Below are 21,239 nucleotides of genomic sequence, written 5' to 3'. Positions count from 1 at the left end.
CACATGCGACCGCTCTCTGGGTGCAGTCATGTATACGAAAGGTAACGATTCTTTCCCCGCTAGGATAAGTCTTTGTACGTACGCAGTGGCGTACGGGGATCACCGAGTGTCGAAAAGGGGTCGGGCGTGCCGAAGTCGGGCGACGGCGAATCAACATCATTGTCGCCGTTTCCGCTGGCACCCTCACAGCGGGGACTCTTCGTCGCTCAGCAGATTTCTCCCGATGTTCCGTACACAATTGCCCAGTACGTGGACGTTCGCGGCCCTCTGAAATTCGATGTGCTCGTCGCTGCGGCGGACCGGGCGTCCCGTGAGTTGCTGTCGCCCGGGCTGCTGATCCTCGACCGGGACGGCGAGCCTTACCAGGTCGTGGATCCGACCATCGAGGACGCGCTTCGGTATCGGGACTTCCGGGAAGACAACGATCCGGTAAAGGCGGCTCGGAACTACATGGTCGAGCGGTATAGCCGACCGATCGATCTGTACCGGGATCGGCTGATCGCCACCGAGCTGCTCCACATCGCCGAAGACCGCTACTTCTGGCTGAGCGTGGCCCACCACCTCGTGCTCGACGGCCACGGCGCGATGACGCTGATGAATCGAGTGGCCGAGCTGTACACGCACGCGATACAGGGCACCGAGGCGCCGCCGTCAAAAGCCGTCGACCTGCGGAAACTGTACGCAATGGAGGACGCGTACCGGACCACTGCCCGATTCGAGGACGATCGGGCCTATTGGGCGGAGCGAGTCGCGGACCTGCCCCGGCCGGCGCGCCTGACCGACCGATCCGGACCCCCGCGCATGCCGTCCCGCCTCGTGCGGCACGAGATGAGCCCGGGCCTGTTGAGGTATATGGACGCGGCAGCGGCGGACTGGGGCACCACCGCCGTGCCCATCGTGCTCGCCGCGTTCGCGGCGTTCCTTGCCCGCATGACCGGACAGAGCGACATCGTGCTGGGCCTGCCTGTCGCGGTTCGCACCACGGCCGCCGCGAAGCGGTCCGGTGGAACTCTCGCCAACGTGGTGCCGCTACGAATGCGCGTCGAACCCACTGCCACCCCGCAGGACCTCGTCCGGACGATCCAGGCCGAGATCACCGGGGCGCTGCGGCACCAGCGGTACCGATACGAAGACATGTACCGCGAAATGTCCGGACTCACCGCCGGCAGCGCCGGTTTCGGACCCCTCGTCAATATCATGCTCTTCCACCGGGAAATTGTGCTCGGCGAAGTGACCGGCGAATACAACGTCCTCAGCACCGGACCGGTCGAAGATTTGTCCGTTTCGATCTACCCCGGAATTCATCCGAACAGACTACGAATCGACTTCGAAGCAAATCCCGCGCGTTACGAACCGGACGAACTGGAACGCCACCACGAACGTTTCCTACGATATTTGGAGACATTCGTCACTGCCGGGCCGACCGTCGCGATCGGCGACTACCAAATTCTCACCGCAGCCGAGCACGCCGTCGTCTCCCGGATCGCCACACCGGCAGCGGGCGTCGAACAAACCCTGATCGACGTGCTGGACGACTACGACACCGACGACCGCACGAACCGACCGCGCACCGCCGACGGGTACGACCTCGAGGAACGTTCCCGGCAGATCGCCGCGAACCTCGTCGAGCGCGGGTTCGGTGCGGAAGATCGGATCGCGGTGGTCCTGCCGCCCTCGAACGAGCGGATCGCGGCGACGTGGGGTGTGATCCGCAGCGGCGCCACCCTCGTCCCGATCGACCCGGAACTTCCCGAACCGGTTCGTGCCCTCTTCTTCGCGGACGCCGGCGTGGTCGCCGCGATCGCCTCCGATCCGCTCCTCGTCCCGGCCGGAGTGCTCCGGATCGACGTGGACGAAACCCGCGATGCCGACACGCCGCCGGACCCGGAGCGTCGGCACGCGGTCCGTTTCGACCATGCGGCCTGTGTCGGCTACGTATCCACGCCGTTCGGGGCCCCCGCAAGTCTGGTGCTCACTCAGCTCGGCGCCTCCAACCTGATCCGGAGCATCGAGGTCGCGAACAGTCCCGACGACGGCGCGCGGCAGCACGTGCGCCGCGATCCGGCTCTGATCGACGAGGTTCTCGGTCGCCTCGATCCGTCCGATGCTGTGGAGTGGTCCGGTCTGCCGGACAGTCCCGTCTCGGCGATCCTGCTGGACACGCGGCTCAGGCCGGTACCGCTCGACTCGATGGGTGAGATCTATCTGGTGGCGTCGGCGTGGACCCGGGGCTTCGAAGGACGGGCCGGCTGGACGGCAGCGACATTCGTTGCGAACCCCGCGGGTCCTCCCGGCAGCCGGATGTACCGCCAGGGCAGGTTCGGCTACTGGGATCACGAACATCGGCTCCGCCCGGTCGAGCCCGAGGACGCGGCATCAGCGGCCTCGGCCGAACGCCGACGCGCGCTCGACGGTGTCGAAACCCCTGCGCCGCTGCAGGTCGAGCGCACATCCGCGTCCGGCTCGACCCGGACATTCGGCACGACCACAGCCCACGTACCGGCGGAGATTCATCGTGCGCTCCTCGTACTCGCTCGGCAGGAGCGCGCCTCGACGTTCGTTCTCGTGCACGCAGCGCTCGCGGTGCTGTTGTCGCGACTCGGGCAGGATGACGACGTCGTCATCGGAGCACCGATCGAATCCGGAACCGGCAGCAACGTGATCCCACTTCGGACCGTGGTCGAATCGGCGCATCGGTTCGGTGAGTTGGTGCGGGCGGCAAAGGATTTCGACTCCCAGGCATTTCGAGCTCCGGACGTTCCCTACGACAAGCTCGCGGATCTCCTGGGTGGACGGCATCTCCAGGTCGGGCTGATATCGGGCATCGGTGACGAGTCCCCGTCGGCGGACCTCGACCTGATCGTCGCGTTCCGTGAAATGTCGTCGGGTGCCGAGGCTGCGGGGATCGACATCGAAATCCGCTTCGTTCGAGAGCTTTTCGGTGAATCCCTCGCAGCGTCGATCGCGCGGCAGCTCGGGGGCATTCTCGAATCCGTCGCTGTGAATCCGACGATCGAGGTCCGGGACATCCCGCTGGAATCCGGTGCGCCCCTCGAAGGGGACGCTCCGGACGCCCCCAGAACGTTGGCTCGGATCCTCGCCGAGACGGCGGCGCGTCATCCCGAAAGGCCGGCGGTGGCCGATACCCACGCCACCTTGACCTACCGGGAGCTGGACGAGCGATCGAACCGGCTGGCGCAGGAGCTCGTTGCGGCCGGTGTCACCCGCGGGGATGTGGTCGCGCTGATGATGCCACGCTCGGTCGGCCTCGTGACGGCCATCTGGGCTGTCGCGAAGACCGGCGCCGCCTACCTGCCGCTGGATACGAATCAGCCGAACCACCGCGTCGACGAGGAAATTCGCGGAGCGGGTGCCGGTGTCGCGATCTGCGAGAACTCGCCTCCCGCGGGCGTGGGCTCGTGGGTCCACTGGGTCACGGTGGACTCGCTCGGCGGTTCCGCGGAGCCGGTGAATGCGCAGATTTCGGTCGACGACGCGGCCTATGTCATCTACACGTCGGGTTCCACCGGGAAACCCAAGGGCGTCGTCGTCACCCACCGGGGCCTCGGGCCCCTCGCGACCTGGGCTGTGAATGCCTATCGAGTGACTCCGAATTCCCGTGTGCTGCAAAGCTACAACCCGGCATTCGACGCGGCGCAGCTGGAGATGCTGCTTGCTTTCGCTTCCGGCGCCTGCCTCGTCGTCGCGCCGCACGACACGTTCGCCGGTGAGGACCTGCAGCGGTTCCTCATCGACCAGCGGGTGTCGCATTTCCTGTCCACCCCCGCGGTTCTGGCGTCCCTCGATCCCGCGCGATCCGACGGCTTGCGTGTCGTCGCGGTGGGCGGTGAGGCCCTGCCGTCCGATCTCGCAGCGCAGTGGGCGTCCCATCCCGAGGTGCCCGACCGTTCGATGATCAACGCGTACGGACCGACGGAATCGACCATCGTGGCTACGGCGGAGGAGGTCGGCGAGCAGGTCACGATCGGCAGCCCGATTCCCGGCACGACCGCTCTCGTTCTCGACAACCGCCTGCGGTCCGTTCCGCTCGGCGGGATCGGTGAGCTGTACCTCGCGGGCGAGGGTCTTGCCCGCGGCTACCTGGGGGCGCAGCGTCTCACCGCGGAACGGTTCGTCGCGAACCCGGTGGCGCCCGGACGCATGTATCGGACGGGCGACCTGGTGTACCGCCGACCGGACGGACGCCTGGACTTCATCGCGCGAATCGACCATCAGGTGAAGCTGCGGGGATTGCGCATCGAGCTCGGTGAGATCGAGGCGGTACTGCACAGCCTCGACGACGTGGCCGCGGCTGCGGTTGCGGTGCGTTCCGGTCAGCTCGTCGGCTATGTCGTCCCGAACGGTGACGTGTCGTCCTCGACGTTGCGGGCCGAGATGAGCGATGTGCTGCCGGGCTATATGGTGCCGACGCAGTTCGTCGTGATGGAGGCGCTGCCGCTCAATGCGTCCGGCAAGCTGGATCGGAAGGCGTTGCCGGAGCCGGTGTTCGAGGCGCAGGCGTTCCGTGCGCCGGTGACGTCGGTGCAGCAGGCGGTGGCGTCGGTTTTCTCCGAGGTGCTGGGCGTGGAGCGGGTCGGTCTGGACGACGACTTCTTTGCTCTGGGTGGCAATTCGTTGTCGGCGACGCAGGTGGTCGCGCGGCTGGGCGCGGCGTTGGATGCATCGGTTCCGGTGCGGGTGTTGTTCGAGGCGTCGTCGGTAGAGGGATTGGCGGCACGGGCATCGGAGCATGTCGGCTCCGGCGGTCGGGTGGCGTTGGTGGCGCGGGAGCGTCCGGAGCATGTTCCGTTGTCGTATGCGCAGCAGCGGATGTGGTTCCTGAACCGTTTGGATCCGGGGTCGGCGGTGAACAACATTCCGTTGGCGCTGCGGTTGACGGGTGCGTTGGATGTGGCGGCGTTGGCCGCGGCGGTCGGAGATGTGTTGGCGCGGCACGAGTCGTTGCGGACGGTGTATCCGGAGCTCGACGGTGTCGGGTGGCAGCAGGTTCTCCGGGTGGAGGACGTGCCGGTGGATCTGGTGCCGGTCGATGTCGCGTCGGCGGATGTGGTGCCGGCGGTGTCGGAGGTGATCTCGGCGGGGTTCGACGTGGCGGTCGAGGTGCCGGTGCGGGCGCGGTTGTTCCGGATCTCGGATGCGGTGGACGAGTTCGTGTTGGCGTTCGTGGTGCACCACATCGCCGGTGACGGTGTGTCGATGGGGCCCTTGGCACGGGATGTGATGGTGGCGTATGAGTCTCGGTGCCGGGGTGAGGCGCCGGGGTGGGTGCCGCTCGAGGTCCAGTATGCGGATTTCGCGTTGTGGCAGCGGGAGGTTCTGGGGTCGGAGGATGATCCGGAGTCGGTGATCTCCCGTCAGCTCGGGTACTGGACGCGGCAGCTCGCCGGGCTTCCGGAGCAGCTCGATCTCCCGGCCGATCGGGTCCGCCCGCAGGTGGCGTCCCATCGCGGGGCGAACCTGACGGTGGAGGTTCCTGCGGACCTGCACGAGGCGTTGGCCGTTCTGTCCGGCGAGCACGATGCCACGGTGTTCATGGTGATGCATGCAGCGCTCGCGGTGTTGCTGGCGCGGTTGTCCGGCACCGGCGACCTTGCGGTGGGGACACCGGTTGCCGGTCGTGGTGAGCGCGCGCTCGACGACATCGTCGGGATGTTCGTCAACACACTGGTGCTGCGGACGCAGGTCGATCCGGGGCAGTCCTTCGCGGAGTTGCTCGGGCAGACGCGTTCGGTGGACGTCGCGGCGTTCGGTCATGCCGATGTGCCGTTCGAGCGGCTGGTCGAGGTGCTCAATCCGGTTCGGTCGCAGGCGCGGCATCCGCTGTTCCAGGTGGCGTTGTTCTTCCAGAACTTCGCCCCGACCGCGTTCGAGTTGCCCGGCCTGACCATCGGCGCGGTCGAGCCGAACTTCTCGGTGGCGAAGTTCGATCTGCAGCTCACGGTCGCGGAACGTCCTGGAATCGATACCGAGTTCGGTGGAATGACAGTGGATTTCGCCTATGCCACCGATCTGTTCGACGACAGCACGATCGCCGGGTTCGCGCAACGGTATCTGCGGGTGCTGCGGGCATTCGTCGCGGATACGACGATGTCGATCGGTGATGTGGTCTTGCTCGACGACGCCGAACGGGATCGGCTCGTCGTCGAGGTCAACGACACCGATCATCGGGTCGAGGACGAGTTGCTGTTGCAGCGCTATCGGCAGCAGGTGGCGCTCACGCCGGATGCGGTCGCGGTGAGTTTCGAGGGTGACCGGCTCACCTATGCCGAGTTCGATTCTCGGGTGTCGGCATTGGCGCGGCATCTGATCTCGATCGGTGTGGGTCCGGAATCTCGTGTGGCGCTGGCGATCCGGCGGAGTCTGGATCTGGTGGTCGCGATCTATGCGGTGCTCGAGGCGGGTGGCGCCTACGTTCCGGTGGATCCGGACCATCCACTCGAGCGCACCGGATACGTGCTGGATTCGGCTCGGCCCGTTGCGGTTCTGTCGACTTCGCGAGACGGCTTCGCCGGCGGGGGAGCGGCCCCCGTGGTGTTCGTCGACAAGGTGGATCTGTCGTCCTGCTCCGATCGGCCGGTTACCGATGCCGATCGGGTGTCGCCGCTGCGGCCGGAGAACACGGCGTACGTGATCTACACGTCCGGGTCCACCGGTCGGCCCAAGGGTGTCGCGGTTCCGCATCGTGCGATCGCGAATCAGATGGCGTGGATGCGGGATCGCTACGCACCCACCGCATCGGATGTCTATCTGCAGAAGACCGCGACGACCTTCGACGTGTCGTTGTGGGGCTTCTTCATGCCGTTGCAGGTCGGTGCGCATCTGGTGGTCGCCACGCCGGACGGTCACCGGGACCCCGGGTATGTGGCCCGGACGGTGGCGCGGGAGCGAGTGACGCTCACCGATTTCGTGCCGTCGATGTTGACGGTGTTCGCCGAGCAGGCTGCATCCGAGGATCTGATCACGCTGCGTGATGTGTTCGTCATCGGTGAGGCATTGCCACCGGAGACGGTGCGTGCGTGGACGCGCCTGTCGTCGGCGCCGCTGCACAATCTGTACGGGCCGACCGAGGCGGCGGTGAGCATCACCTATCGCCGGGTCGTCGCGGGTGATGCGATGGGGCGGACGGTCCCGATCGGTCTTCCGCAGTGGAATTCGCGAGTGGTCGTCCTCGATGCCCGGCTTCGTCCGGTGCCGGTGGGTGTCGCGGGGGAGTTGTATCTGGCCGGTGTCCAGTTGGCGCGTGGCTATCACGGCCGGGTGGACCTGACGGCGGAGCGGTTCGTGGCCGATCCGTTCGGTTCGGGTGGCCGGATGTACCGCACGGGTGACCTCGTGCGGTGGAGCGCGTCCGGTGAGCTGGAATACCTGGGGCGCACCGATTTCCAGGTGAAGTTCCGTGGTCAGCGGATCGAGCTGGGCGAGATCGAGTCGGCTCTGCTCGGCGTCGCCGGTGTCACGCAGGCGGTGGCGGTGGTACGCGGCGGTGATCTGGGTGAGCATCTCGTCGGGTACGTCGTTCCTGCTGCGGGTATGGATCTCGATGCGGTGGGCGTGCGTGACGCCGTTCGCGGGGTCTTGCCGTCGTACATGGTGCCCTCGCAGGTGGTGCTGCTCGAGGCGCTGCCGCTCAATGCGTCGGGGAAGCTGGATCGGAAGGCATTGCCGGAGCCGGTGTTCGAGGCGCGCGAGTTCCGGGCTCCGGTCAGCCCGGTCGAGCAAGTGGTGGCGGCGGTGTTCGCCGAGGTCCTCGGTGCCGAGCGGGTGGGTCTGGACGACGACTTCTTCACGCTCGGTGGCACGTCTCTCGTCGCCACCAAGGTCGTGTCGAGGCTTCGCGCCGAGTTCGATGCGCCGGTACCGCTGCAGTGGCTTTTCCAGGAGTCGACGGTCGAAGGGCTCGCTCGCCTGGTGGACCAGGGTGCTGTAGCCGGGACCGGGAATGCCCTCGATCCGGTGATAACGCTGCGCAGCCAGGGCCCGGGGACCCCGTTGTTCTGTGTGCACCCCATCGTCGGATTGTCTTGGTGCTACTCGGGTCTGGCTCAGCATCTGGACACGGAGATCCACGGTCTCCAGTCACCGGGCATCGCCGAACCGGACTTCGCGCCCGCTTCGCTCGACGATCTGGCCGAGCGTTACGTCGACGAACTCCGGAGGGTGCAACCGCACGGCCCGTATCGTCTGCTCGGCTGGTCGCTCGGTGGCGTGATCGCCCATGCAATGGCGGTTCGACTCCAGGCCGCGGGCGAGTCGGTCGAACTGCTCGCGATGCTCGACAGTTTCGCCGGTGGTGGTTCGTCCGAACGTGCCGAGGTGTCCCTGAGTGATGTGCTCGCCGGCTTCGGTTTTGCCGACGGCGCACCGCAGGACATCCCGGGTCTGGTCACGACGGTCGCCGAACTGACGGGGAGTCCTGTCGAACGCGCCGAACAGTTGGTGCGCCGACTGCTTGCCTCGGCCGAACACAACCTGACGCTGCAGAAACATCACCGCCCCGGAGTGTTCGACGGCGACATTCTGTATTTCACCGCGGGGGCCGACGGTCGGCAGGGAGTTACAGGCTGGACCGACACCACCACGGGCGAAGTCCACGATCACGTATTGCCCGTGACCCATTGGGAGATGACCTCGCCCGAGGCGCTCGCGACGGTGGGACCGGTCGTACGCCGAGCGCTGGATGCGCTGTCCGAGAGGGTCTGCACAAGTTCCGGCCTGTGATCGGCGGTGCGATCGGCGCACTCTGCCGACGCTCGAAAGGTTCTCCGGCTGCCGGACGCTGAGGATCCCTGAATGTCGAATGGCCCCCTCCTGAATCGGAGGGGGCCATTCGATGTCGAGAGATTACCTGCGGCCAGGCGGCTTGATGCCACCCTTGATCTGCAGGCCGCCCGGCTTCGCCTTCGGCGGCGGCGGGACGTCCGCGGCCGGCTTGGCGGGAGCCGGGGTCTCCTCGGCGGCGGGAGCCTCGGCGACCTCGGGCTCGGCGGCCTGGGGCGCTTCCGCCGCAGGTGCCGGAGCAGCCGCAGCGGCAGGTGCCGCTGTCTTCTTGGCGCCCGGAGCCTTGAAGCCACTCTTCATCTGAAGTCCGCCCGGCTTCGCCTTCGGCGGTTCCGTCACCGTGGGTGCCGCGGCGGCCGAAGCCTCAGCAGCGGGAGCCTCGGCGGCGGGAGCTTCGGCAGCCGGTGCCGGAGCAGCCGGAGCGGCAGGTGCCGCTGCCTTCTTGGCGCCCGGAGCCTTGAACCCGCTCTTCATCTGAAGTCCGCCCGGCTTCGCCTTCGGCGGTTCCGGCGCGGCGGGTGCGGCTGCGGCCGGAGCCTCGGCTGCGGGGGTTTCGGCAGCCGGTGCCGGTGCGGCCGGTGCAGCCGGAGCTGCGGCCTTCTTGGCGCCGGGAGCCTTCAGTCCGCCCTTCATTGCCAGTCCGCCGGGCTTGGCCTTCGGTGCGGCCGGGGTCGCCGGAGCCTCGGCGGCCGGTGCTTCCGCCGCCGGTGCGGCAGCAGCCGGAGCCGCGGCCTTCTTGGCGCCCGGAGCCTTCAGGCCACCCTTCATCGCCAGCCCGCCCGGCTTGGCAGCAGGCGCTGCCGGAGCCGCAGGTGCCTCGGCCGCCGGAGCAGCAGGGGCCTCGGCCTTCGCGCCGGGAGCCTTGAGGCCGCCCTTCATCTGCAGACCACCGGGCTTGCCACCCGGAGCCTTCAGACCGCCCTTCATCTGCAGGCCGCCACCCTTCGGGGCTGCGGCGGCTGCCGGAGCAGCCGCAACGGCGGCGGCCTCGACCTCGGCGACACGTTCGGCCTCGAGTTCCTCGGCCTCGACCTCGGCGGTGACCGGGGTCTCCGGCTTCTCGGCCTGCACGACCTCGAGGTTCGCGCTGAGCTGGCTGGGCTCGAGCCGCTCGATCGACGACAGCATCAGCTGCGCGACGTCGACAACCTCGACACCTTCACCCTGGCCCTGTTCCTGGCGAGCGGTGACACCGTCGGTGAGCATCACTCGGCAGAACGGGCAGCCCGTCGCGATCTTCGACGGCGCGGTCGTCAGTGCCTCGTCGACGCGGTCGATGTTGATGCGCTTACCGATGCGCTCTTCCATCCACATGCGGGCACCACCGGCACCACAGCACATGGACCGTTCGCCGTGACGCGGCATCTCGCGCAGCGTCGCACCGGAGGCTTCCATCAGCTCACGCGGCGCGTTGTACACCTTGTTGTGGCGACCCAGGAAGCACGGATCGTGGTAGGTGACGTCCTCGCCCAGACGCGCGACCGGCACCAGCTTCTTCTGCCGCACCAGGCGGTTGAGCAGCTGGGTGTGGTGAACGACCTCGTAGTGGCCGCCGACCTCCGGGTACTCGTTGTTCAGCGCGTTGAAGCAGTGCGCACAGGTCACGACGATCTTGCGCTTGGACTTCTCGGTGCCCTCGAACACCGAGTCGATGACCGCGATGTTCTGCTGCGCCAGCTGCTGGAACAAGAACTCGTTGCCGGCGCGGCGAGCCGAGTCACCGGTGCAGGTCTCCTCGGCGCCGAGCACCATGAACTTGGTGCCGGCGGTGGCGAGGAGTTCGGCGACGGCCTTGGTGGTCTTCTTCGCGCGGTCCTCGTAGGCACCGGCACAACCCACCCAGAACAGGTACTCGTAGCCGTCGAAGCTGTCCGCGTCCTGACCGAAGACCGGGATGTCGAAGTCCATCTCGGAGATCCAGTTCAGGCGGTCCTTGGAGTTCTGGCCCCACGGGTTGCCCTTGTTCTCGAGGTTCTTGAACAGACCCGCGAGCTCGGACGGGAAGTCCGATTCGATGAGCACCTGGTAGCGGCGCATGTCGATGATGTGGTCGACGTGCTCGATGTCGACCGGGCACTGCTCGACACACGCACCGCAGTTCGTGCACGACCACAGCGTTTCGGTGTCGATGACCGGCGCGAGCTCGCCCGCTTCGACGAGTTCGGCGGTTTCACCGACGAGCTTGCGGTCGGCTTCGGCGCGGGCGGCCGCTGGGATTGCGGCGATCTTCTCCTCCAGCACGTTGCCTTCGCCGTCGACCAGGCCGACCTCGTCGCCGCCGAGGTCCTTGCGGCCACCGGCCAGCAGGTAGGGGGCCTTGGCGTAGCCGTGGTCGCGCAGCGACATCACCAGCAGCTTCGGAGACAGCGGCTTACCGGTGTTCCAGGCGGGGCACTGGGACTGGCAGCGACCGCACTCGGTGCAGGTCGTGAAGTCCAGCCAGCCCTTCCAGGAGAAGTCCTCGATCCGGCCGGCGCCGAAGGTGTCCTTGTCCGGGTCGGCGTCTTCCATGTCGACGGGCTTGCCGCCGGACATCATCGGCTTGGCCGCGCCGAGCGCGACGCCGCCGTCGTCCTCACGCTTGAAGTAGATGTTGAAGAACGCGGCGAACCGGTGCCAGGCCACACCCCAGGTGATGTTGCGGCCGACGATGTAGAGCCAGATCATGCCGGACATCAACTTGATGAACGCGAAGATCGACACCATCACGGTGCTCGCCGGGAGCAGCTGGGCGAGGTTCATCGTGAAGAAGTCGGTGCTCGCGTGGCCGCCGCCGTAGGTGGCGATCTTGCCGGCCTTCACGAAGATCATGCCGAGGCCCTCGATGAGGACGACGGTCTCGACGAAGTACGCGGCCTTGAAGTCCGAGCCGCCGAAACGCGACAACCGGCCCGGCTGACGCGGGTGGTTCAGCTGGCGGATGATGATCAACGTGACGATGCCGATCACCGTGCCGAGGCCGAGGATCTCGTCGACGAAGTGGTAGACGGCGGTGCCACCGATGAGAGGCCAGTGGAACTCGGGGTTGAACGTCTGTCCGTATGCCTCGAACCAGACGATGGCGCCGAGCAGGAAGCCCACCATCACGAGCCAGTGGGCCCAGCCGACCGTCCGGAACTTGTTCATTCGCGTGTGTGCGAGGAACTCGACGATCATCTGCTTGAAGCGCGGGAAGAACGGACGCCACCGATCCGGGGCCGGCTGGCCGATCCGGACGGTGTTGACCATCTTCAGGGCCCCGCCGATGAACGAGTACCAACACACGAGGCTCAGCAGCACGCCGATCGTGCCCAACGTGATCGTCAGGGCATTCATACGTGGCCTTTCGTGTCGGGGGCGGCTCCGGGCCGCCTGGTATCAGCCCCAGCATCGTAGCGCGTCACAAGTTACCCGCTGGTAACTTCCCTGATTCTGGCTACTCGTCGGTAACTTGTGACGGAACTGCCGAGGTTCTCTGCCACAAGGTAGAGGTCGCACCGTTCGTCCCAACTGCTCAGGATGACCTAAGTCCCTCTCGGGTCTCGAATCGGCGACCGTCACACGGCTTTTCGCGCACATTTGTGGCACCACCCGGTAACGAAGTCGGGTGTGATTTCGGATATGATCAGCAACAGCCTGCACGCTGGGGTTTCTCGCTATGGGGAGTGAAACTTTGCGGTGCAAAGCTGATCCATCCAGGGGGGCGTCCGTCGGGGGCGTGCGCCACATGTCACAGAACGGGAACAAATGAAGCTCAGGAAGCTTGCAGCGGTGGCCACCATGACCATCGCGGCGATGGGGATCACGGCGGGTACCTCGTACGCGGCGCCCGCCGAAGCTGCGCAGGACGAGATCCACTACGAGGTCAAGGCCGAGGGCGATTCCGTCGTCACCGTCATCGATGCGGGTGCCTTCAAGGTCTCGGGCGACGGTGAGAGCGTCGAGCTCCAGGACACCGACGGCAACACCGTCGTCAGCCTGCCGCTCGCGATCCAGCTCGGCGACCTCCAGCTGCCGTTCGAGCGGGAGATCAGCGAGGACGGCAAGACCCTCACGCTGACCCCGGTCACGGATCCGTCCAAGGCCACCCCGGTTGCGCCCGAGGACAAGGTCGCTCTCGGTCTGACGCCGGTCAGCCTCAAGCTGCAGGATGTCGCGTCGCCGGACGAGAACCTGAAGGCCCAGAACAACTTCAGCTCGCAGCTGGGAATCGCCACCGCGGTCGGCGGCCTGGCGGGCACCATTATCGGCGCAGTTGTGGGCGGACTCGGTTTCCTCGGTGGCCCGGTTGGTTTGGCGTCCGTTCCGTTCGGCGCCGGAGTCGGTGGCGTCATCGGCACGATCGTCGTCGGTGGTCCGGCCCTGATCATCGCCGGTATCGGCCTGCTGCAGACCCTTGCGGCGCCTCCGGGAACCACGCCTTACGCGTGATTCGGTCGTAAAAACTGGTTCGGCCCGGCACCCCTCGGTGCCGGGCCGAACCCGTTTCCGGACCGATTCCGTCAGCCGACGGAGCCGGAGTACAAGAAGATCTGGATCAGGTACTCGAGGATATCGACGATTACGCCCAGCACTGGTGGTACCTCAATTTCGTTGGTGACGGAAAGTACGGATCCTAACGATTCCGGCGGCGCGAAGGTGGCCGACGTCTCGCTCGGCGTGTATCGCCCGCCCGGTCGGGACAGGCGGACCCCGGTATCCTGATCCCCGGTTCGCAAGGGGGAATCGCCCACAAAGGGCTGTCGGATTCGAACCGAAGGAAGCAAAGGAACAAGAACTTGAAGTTTGGGAAGACGACTGTCGCCACCGCGGCACTTGCCGCTGCACTCACGATGACGGCCTGCGGCTCGGACGAGAGCAACGACAAGGGGGCGGCCACCTCGACGACCACCACCACCACCGCTGCCACCACCGAGGCTGCCGCGTATCCGCCGGTCCCGACGGCCGCCGAGCTCAACGCGTCCCTGGCGATGGCCTTCGACGAGACGGTGCCGCTCGAGCAGAAGATTCCGCTCGTTCAGGGTGCCGAGCAGGACCCGGAGCTCATCAACCAGGTGGCGGCCGCAGCGAAGGCGAACGACGCGGTCATCACCGTCGTTGATGTGGTCGACGGCGGCGACGGCACCGCAACCGCCGGTATCGACATGATCATCGGCGGCAACCCGAACCCGGGCACCGTCGTCTTCGTCGCCGATGACGGCGTGTGGAAGCTGTCGAAGGACAATGCCTGCGGTTTCGTCTCCCTCGCGCAGCTGACCTCGCCGGTCTGCTCCTGAGCGCTCCCGCTCGGTACCCGAGAACCGAAAAGGCCGCCTCCCGTCCGGGAGGCGGCCTTTTCGATGGGTGGACCTGTTACCAGGTGCGGACCTTCAGACCCGGGTTCTCGGCGAGAATCGCGGAGATCGGGGTCGCGTACAGCTCGGGGCTCTCGCCCAGGATGCCGCTGACGACGCCGGCGATCTCGCACATCTGGTACTGGCCGACGTTCGACGCGCTGGAGATGCCCAGGGCGAGGGTGCCGGTCACCAGGGTGCCGCCGCTGTCGCCCTGCAGGGCGCACAGGTTGGTGGAGAAGCCGCCGTCGAGCACCCGGTGGCCGATCTCGACGGTCTGGTTCGAGGCCGTCACGACACCGCAGCTGTACCCGGTGCGGACACCGGACTTGCACACGGGTGCGCCGACGACGGGCTCGGCGGTGCCGGTGACGGCGAGCGGTGCCGCGAGCGGAACGCGAACGCCGTTGTTCTCGAACCGGCCGCGAGCCTCGGCGGTCGGGCGGATCAGTGCGTAGTCGCGGTGGTCGAGGCTGGTCCTCTCGAACGTGCCGATCTTCTGGCCGAGTCCGTCACCGATGGCCTGGAAGACCTCGGACGCGTACTGCGTGCCCGCCTGGGCACGGTTCGGGTCGCAGTGACCTGCGGTGATGTTCACCGGGCTGCCGGAGCCGTCGACACCGTTGAATCCGAGCGAGCAGCGCAGGCCGGTGCCGGCGCCGAACGCGGCGTAGGCGTCGCCGCCGAACAGCGCATCGGCCGAGGCCAGTCCGGCGATCGGCTCGAGCTTCAGCAGTTCCGGTTCCAGGGTGGCCGGGGCGAGCAGCACACGCGCGCCCTGAAGGGCGTCGGGGAGCTGCAGGCCGGCGACATCGGAGGCGCGCACCACGACGTCGTTGTGGACGAGGTCGATGGCGATGCCGCGCACCAGATCGGCGACCGCGGACGGCTGGGTGTCGAGCCAGTCGTTCAGTTGCTTCGACAGGCTTTCCAGCTCGTTTTCGCTGCGCTCGACCGGCTGAACGGTGAATCCCTCGTCCTCGGCGGCGTCGCGCGCGGCGTCGTGCTCGTCGCCGTCGGCCAGGCCGACCGTCGGGGTGCCCTGCTCGTCGAGCCAGACACCGGCGAACACGTCCGCGAACTTCTCACGGGCGGTCGCCGCGAACTGCGCGAGCTCCTGACTGCGGTCGGCATCGGCGATGAACCGCTCGGGGCTGATGCCGAGGTCGCGCGCAAGCGCGTCGACCAGCTCGATGGGCAGGTCGGCGGGCTTGTCGGCCGGTTCGGCCTGCGCCGAGGCAATGGTGGGGCCGAGCAGCAACAGTGCTGCCGAACCGATCACCGCTGCCCGACGTGCGAAGGAGCGTCGCATGAATGCCTTCCTCATAGGTCCTGCTCGTGTGCAGGTTCGGCGACTACAGGGATCTTGCTGTCTACACGGTCTGGTCTGGCTCTATGCAAAGCCGCCGTCCCGAACGCGGGGCGGCGGTCGATGCGTCAGATCATATGGGGTGAAGCGGGCTGGAGGGCGGCGGGTCAGGCAGGTTCGCTCGCGGTTCGAACCCGCGTGCCCGTCGCGTTCTCGATGTCACGAATCGGAATGCCCAGGCTGGACGTGCCGCCGTTCGGGGCGAGCACCAGGTTCGCCTCCACGCAGTCGGGGGCCCCGGCGCTGTTCGAACCGCTGATGACGCCGAGCGCGAGGGTGCCGGTGACGATCGCACCGCCGCTGTCACCGGAGAGGGTGCACACCGTTGTCGCGAAGCCGCGGATCGTGGTGCTGTCCCCGTCGGGGTAGACCAGCTGGGTCTCGATGCGGTCGGCAGAGACGATTCCGCACGTGAAGTACGACGACTGGCCGGACTTGCACACCGGGGCCCCGACGACCGGAACCGCTGTGCCGGTGACCGTCAGCGTCGAACCGTTGCCGCCGCGCACCACCGGCCGGTTCAGCCCGGCGTCGACACCGGCCTTGTTGAAGCCGATGATCCCGTAGTCGAGGGGGCTGTCGGTGCCGACCGACGAACGGGTGAACGCCCCGATACGGGTGCTCTCGTCGATGTTCTCGCGGTTCGGCAGGTACACCGCGGAACCACCCTGCGGGCGGGCGACCGCGTCGCAGTGGCCGGCGGTGACGTTCACCGCGTCACCGTTGGAATCGACCGCGTTGAACCCGAACGAGCAGATGCCGATGCGATCGAGCGGCGTGGAACGCACGTCGCCGTCCGCGGTGATGTAGGTGTCGCCACCGAGCGGCGCCGGATCGTTCGGCGGCAGGCCCGGCGTCAGCTGCACCTGCACGTTCGCGATGAGCGACGGGAGATTCAGTGCACGGCCGATCGGGGTGTTCACGACGTCGACGACGAGCTGGTTGTTGAGCACGTCGATCGAGGTGGACTGCACGACACCGGCCACGTCGCGCGGCAGGGCCGCGACCCAGCGGTTCAGTTCGGCGAGCGCCGACTCGAGACCGTCTGCGGACACCGGCGCGACCGTCGCGGTGTAGCCGTCGCTCTCGGCCTTGCGGGCCGCATCGGAGTTCGTGACCGCGACGACCGGCTCGCCATCGCGGTTGATCCACGCGCCCGCGAAGTCCGCGGGACGCTCGGACCGGAAACCACGGGCGTACTCGCCGAGTTCCTGCGCCCGGGCCGACCGCTCGAGGTACTCCTCGGGAGACATCTGCAGATCGCGCTGGACCGCCTCGATCAACTCGGCCGGAAGCTCGTCCGCGGGGTCCGCCTGAGCGGTCGCAGTGAACGGACCGACCAGCAGCAGCGCCGACGCGGCAGCGACAGCCAGCCGGCGAGCAGTGGTACGTGCAGCGGCGCGCGACGCCGGCGAGAGACGCATGAAAGCCCTTCGTTGTGATCGATGTGCGGTTACGACGATCGGAAACAGCCTACGGGAGCGGTTCGGTTAGGAATCGTTCCCGGGGGGAGTTGAGGGAGAACCCGGACCCGAACCCGGCGATCCCCCTGGCTCGCTCTGGGTAGTGGTCGGTGTCGGGGTCTGCCTCGTGGTGGTCGGGGTCGGGGTGTCCCGGTCCCGGCTCCGCGTGGGCTTCTCCTCGGTGGTCTGCCAACCCGGGGCCGGTCTGGTGGTCGTGGTCTGCGGCACCGTGGTGGTGGTGACCGCTTCCGCCTGACGCGAGGTCGTGGTCTCCGCCGGTTCCGCCGTGGCCGTCGAGTCGTCGACCGGGGCCACCACGGGTGCGGCCGGCTCGGTGGTCGTGCTCTCCGCTTCGGAGGACGTCGGCGGCGCACTCGTGGTGGTCGTCGTGGTGCTGGTCTTCGCCGGCGTGGGACGCGGCGACTGCAGTTCCGGAATGGTCGCGGTCACACGTTGGTCGGCCACCGATGTATTGGTCTCGGCGGCCGAGTCACGCTGCGTCAGCACGAGCACACCCACCACGGCCAGCAGCACGACCGCCGCGGCGCAGATGGCCAGCAGGATCGGCGAGGGACGCCGTGCGGTCGAGTCCTCGTCCGGCGCGATCGTCGCCACGTCGCCCGCGCGGGCCGTCGACGCGGTGGTCCGATCGGTCTTCGGAGGCTGCGCGGTCGGCATCGCGCGGTGCGGCTCGCGGGGCGCGACCTTCGGGATCACCGTGGTGGCGTCGGGATCGACGAGCCGCGGAGCGGACCCGTTGCCCTGCGGAGTCTGCTTGCGCGGCAGACTCGTGCGGGTCGTCGGGATGATCTGCGTCGAGCCGAGGTATTCGACGGAACCGGCCGCGGCCGCGAGCGCGGCGCCGCGCACCATCGTCTGGTGCGGATCCGGCGCGAGCGCGCACCTCGTTCCCAGCCCGGCCTTGACGGACTGCGCGACGAGCTGTGCTGCGGCGGTGTCCACGTTCTCGTCGGTGGTGACGACGACGGCATCGAGGTTCGCCATCTGCCATCCGAAGCCGGCCAGTGCCGTCGACAGCTGCTTCGTGACGGGCGGTGCGTCGGCGATCCCGAACCGGACGGGCTTGCCCGCGGCGATACCGGCACGGACCAGCGTGACAGTCGAACCGTGGTCGTCGATGTGATAGACCGCGACGAGACGGCCGGTCTGACGCGACACCTGGGATTCGAACCAGGCCGCGGCGGCCTCGGCGTCGGACACGAGCGACACGTGCCGCAGGCCGACGTAGTCGAGGGCGTTGCGCAGCACCGCGATGGTCGAGGGTGCCCAGTCCGTCGGATGGGTCGCGACGACGGTGTACTCGCGGTCGCCGATCAGCGGCGCGGCATCGGCCAGCAGGCATTCCATCGCGGTCGCCACCAGGTCCTCGGCGCGGGACAGCGATCCGTCCGCGGCGCGGATGCCGGCCTGGTTGCCGACGTGTTCCAGGAAGTGGGTGAAGGAACTGGCCCCTTGATCGAGAACCGGGTCGATCTCGCCGAGGGTCGCGGTACCGTCCTGGTGCAGGTGCACTGCACTGCGACGTTCGATCGGTGCGGGACCCGGCTGACCGGGGACGGCGGAGGTCACGGCAACCGATGAAACGGTGGTGCCCACGCGCAGGCCGACGCCTACGGACATGCCGAAGTTCCCCCCTTCTTCTCACTGCTACTACTCGTACTAATGCGACCGTCGCCCCCGTGCCCCATCGCCCGGAGCATGGAGATCAGCTCCGAGCGGGAACCGGCACCGAGTCGGCGCCGGATCCTGGCCACATGATGTTCGACGGTCTTGCCGGAAATGTACAGCCGTGCACCGACCTCGCGATAGGTCAGGCCGGAAACCACGAGGTCGGCGACCTGTGCTTCGCGGTCGGACAACGGTCCGGTCGTCGGCGACACCGTGTCGGCGGACGTCGCGGCGGGATCGGCGGTCGTCGTCGCCGGATGCCGTAACGCGCGCGCCACCTGCAGCAATCCGGTCGCCGCGGCGGTGTCGCCGGCCCGCAGCGCGGCCTCGCCGGCCAGCCGTGCGCCGTCCCAGGGCAGTCCGATCGCCGCGAGCGATTCGGCGGCGGTCCGCACCCGGGTGGGGTCGACGTCGTTCTGCAGAAGCCGCAGCCATGCCTGCCCGGCCCGCGCCAGCGCGGCGGCGTACGCGGTGGACTCGGCGGCGACCGCCAGGGCGCGGGCGTGCGGCAGCAGTTCGTCCGGCCGCTCCGCCGCGATCGCCGCCTGCACCCCGTACCAGTGCAGCGCCGCACCCCACAGCGGGGGCTCGCCGAGCGCGGTGAGCAGATCCCGGGCCTGCGCGACCAGGTGTGAGATGCGCGGTGCGTCGCCGACCCGGACGGCGGCCAGCCACAGTTCGCCGAGGGGAAGCAGGCTCAGCAGGTCGACGGAGTACTCCGCGACGACGCCCTGCGCGGCCTCCCATTCGGCGTGCAGGCGCCCGGAGTCGCCGCTGCGCCGGGCGGCACCGACCCGTAGGCCGTGCAGGAACAGCCGGTCGCGCTGGAGAACCGCGCGGCCGGACAGGTCGTCGGCCGCGGCGGACGCTGCGGACAGGTCGCCGCCGAGCAGAGCTGCCCACGCCGCCAGCAGTTCGTGCCGGACCGTGAGCGTGGTGTGCCGGGCCAGCACGTTCGTCGCGTGCGTCAGCTCGCCGGAGTGCAGGCACAGCAGCGCCGTGATCGCCTCCACGGTGTCCGGTTGCACGACGGTGCGGGCCGTCCCGCGCATCGACAGCGCGCGGGTGAGTGCGTTCATCGCGACCCGTCCGTCACCGCCGATCGATTCGCGCAGGCCCTCGGCGAGCAGTCGCGCGGCGGCCGCCGAGGACGTGGGCGCGACGGCGGCAGAGGTCTCGAGCATGCGCATCGCGGCCTCGGGACGGCCGGCGGCGAGCAGCACCGCCGCCCCGATCGGCGCATCGGCCCCGGCCCGGTCCGGGCCGAGCCACTCGTACAGGTCCGCGCTGCGGCCGAGCATGCCGTCACCGGCCGCGACGGTCGCGGCGATCCGGACGGCAGTGGCCAGATCTGCCGGGGAGAGGGAGTCGGCGCGTTCCAGAATCTCGTCGGTCAGGGCGGCGGCGGTTGACCGGTCGCCGGTCGCAGCGGCGACTTCGGCGCGCCGCAGTGCCAGGTCCGCCGCGTCGGCACCGGCGCGCACCGCCGCGGCGTACAGGTCGGATGCCTCCGCCGGATTCGACGAGTCGGCTTGGGCTGCAAGGTAATCGGCGAGCCGAGGGTCGGTAAGTCCGGCTGCTGCGAGACGCGACGCGACCGGGACGGTCAGCAGGTCGCGGTCGACGCGGCACGACAGCAGTCCCTGGGCGACGGTCCGGAATCCGTGCGGGCCCAGCGACGCGGCGGGAACACCTGAGGCGGCCGGGACCAGTTCGTCGCCACCGGTCGTGAGGAGGCCGCTCGCGTGTGCGGCGTCGGCCAGGTCGTGGGCGAGATCGGCATCTATGCCGAGCGCGGCGGTGAGTTCGGCAGGATCGGGGGCTCCGCCCAACTCGACCAGCGCCAGCGCTCCGGCGAGACCGGGATTGCCGGCGAGCCGGGTGCGCACCCGGTCCACGGCAGCGGATCGCGGATCCGCGCCCTCCCGCACTGCGGCGAACGCTGCGTCCGCGAGGTCGCGCGCGCCGCCGGTGAAGGACAGGACCGCGCGTACGAGCGTCGGATCGGAGATCCCGAAGGCCGTTGCCCGGTGCAATGCTTCCTCAATGGTGAGCGGCCGCAGCGCAACGGTGCACGCGTGCGCGGCACCCGTGCTCATCAGCTGCAGCATCTCCGCGCGGTGGGGCCGCGGCTCCGTGGCGACGACGATGCCGTGATCCCCGTGGATCATCCGATCGGCCAGGTTCCGGATCTCGTCTGCGGGCAGGCGATGCGCGTCGTCGACGACCACGATGTGCGGAAGCGTTTGCCGGATCTCGTTGAGCAGCTTCGTTTTCCCGGTGTGGGCGCCGCCGACGACCAGTAGTCGCGGCGGATCGGCGGTCAGCGCGTGCGCGACCACGCGGGGGAGTGCGGGCGAACTCATCCGCGCTGTCAGTTTCCGCCGCCGAGCAGGCCGCCGACCGCGTTCCCGGTGCCTTCGACGACCCCGCCGAGACCGTTGCCGACGCCCTCGACCACTCCGCCGAGACCGTTGCCGACGCCCTCGACGGCCCCTCCGACGCCGTTGCCGATGCCTTCGGCGGCCTGGCCGACACCGGCACCGCTCGGCTGCGAGGGTGCGGCCGGGGGTTGCGCCGGGGGCTGTGTCGTCGTGGGTGCCGGGG

The 21,239-nt window shown here is 68.3% G+C and carries 8 protein-coding genes and 1 pseudogene; 3 read left to right on the top strand and 6 right to left on the bottom strand.

The annotated features are described in order from the left end of the window. Window positions 1-126 precede the first annotated feature (126 nt). Entirely contained in the window at window positions 127-8,739 is an 8,613-nt protein-coding gene (locus M1M07_RS12320) for a non-ribosomal peptide synthetase (protein ID WP_248674329.1), read from the top strand. Between the two features lie 123 nt (window positions 8,740-8,862). Here M1M07_RS12320 and M1M07_RS12315 read toward each other — a convergent pair whose 3' ends face one another. Further along, entirely contained in the window at window positions 8,863-12,114 is a 3,252-nt protein-coding gene (locus M1M07_RS12315; protein ID WP_248674328.1) for a (Fe-S)-binding protein, read from the bottom strand. 411 nt (window positions 12,115-12,525) lie between these two features. Between M1M07_RS12315 and M1M07_RS12310 the strand changes: the two genes are divergently transcribed. Both M1M07_RS12310 and M1M07_RS12305 read left to right on the top strand, forming a co-directional pair. Further along, complete coding sequence (locus M1M07_RS12310; protein WP_197250659.1) at window positions 12,526-13,209, top strand: ammonium transporter; 684 nt, start codon at window positions 12,526-12,528, stop codon at window positions 13,207-13,209. Window positions 13,210-13,556: 347 nt separating this feature from the next. Then, entirely contained in the window at window positions 13,557-14,054 is a 498-nt protein-coding gene (locus M1M07_RS12305; RefSeq protein WP_197250660.1) for a hypothetical protein, read from the top strand. A 76-nt stretch (window positions 14,055-14,130) separates the two neighbouring features. Here the strand turns inward: M1M07_RS12305 and M1M07_RS12300 are convergent, their stop codons facing one another. From M1M07_RS12300 to M1M07_RS12280, 5 genes and pseudogenes are all read right to left on the bottom strand, one after another. Beyond that, entirely contained in the window at window positions 14,131-15,423 is a 1,293-nt protein-coding gene (locus M1M07_RS12300) for a S1 family peptidase (RefSeq protein ID WP_197250661.1), read from the bottom strand. Between the two features lie 164 nt (window positions 15,424-15,587). Beyond that, a complete protein-coding gene (locus tag M1M07_RS12295) occupies window positions 15,588-16,904 on the bottom strand; it encodes a S1 family peptidase (RefSeq protein WP_197250662.1) in 1,317 nt (438 codons plus the stop codon). A gap of 66 nt (window positions 16,905-16,970) precedes the next feature. Further along, window positions 16,971-18,584 carry a hypothetical protein gene (locus M1M07_RS12290; RefSeq protein ID WP_197250663.1) on the bottom strand — a complete coding sequence of 538 codons (1,614 nt, stop codon included), beginning with the start codon at window positions 18,582-18,584 and terminating at the stop codon, window positions 16,971-16,973. Then, window positions 18,575-20,998: a LuxR C-terminal-related transcriptional regulator gene (locus M1M07_RS12285; RefSeq protein ID WP_248674327.1), complete on the bottom strand. Its 2,424-nt coding sequence runs from the start codon at window positions 20,996-20,998 to the stop codon at window positions 18,575-18,577. The genes M1M07_RS12290 and M1M07_RS12285 overlap by 10 nt, the downstream gene beginning before the upstream one ends. Before the next feature lie 8 nt (window positions 20,999-21,006). Beyond that, a pseudogene (locus M1M07_RS12280) lies at window positions 21,007-21,239 on the bottom strand (Hsp70 family protein); the annotation flags it as partial.

The organism is Rhodococcus sp. HM1, assembly GCF_023218075.1.
Classification (GTDB): domain Bacteria; phylum Actinomycetota; class Actinomycetes; order Mycobacteriales; family Mycobacteriaceae; genus Rhodococcus.
Note: the sequence above shows the minus strand (reverse complement) of the source record. Positions and strands in the feature narration are given on the sequence as shown.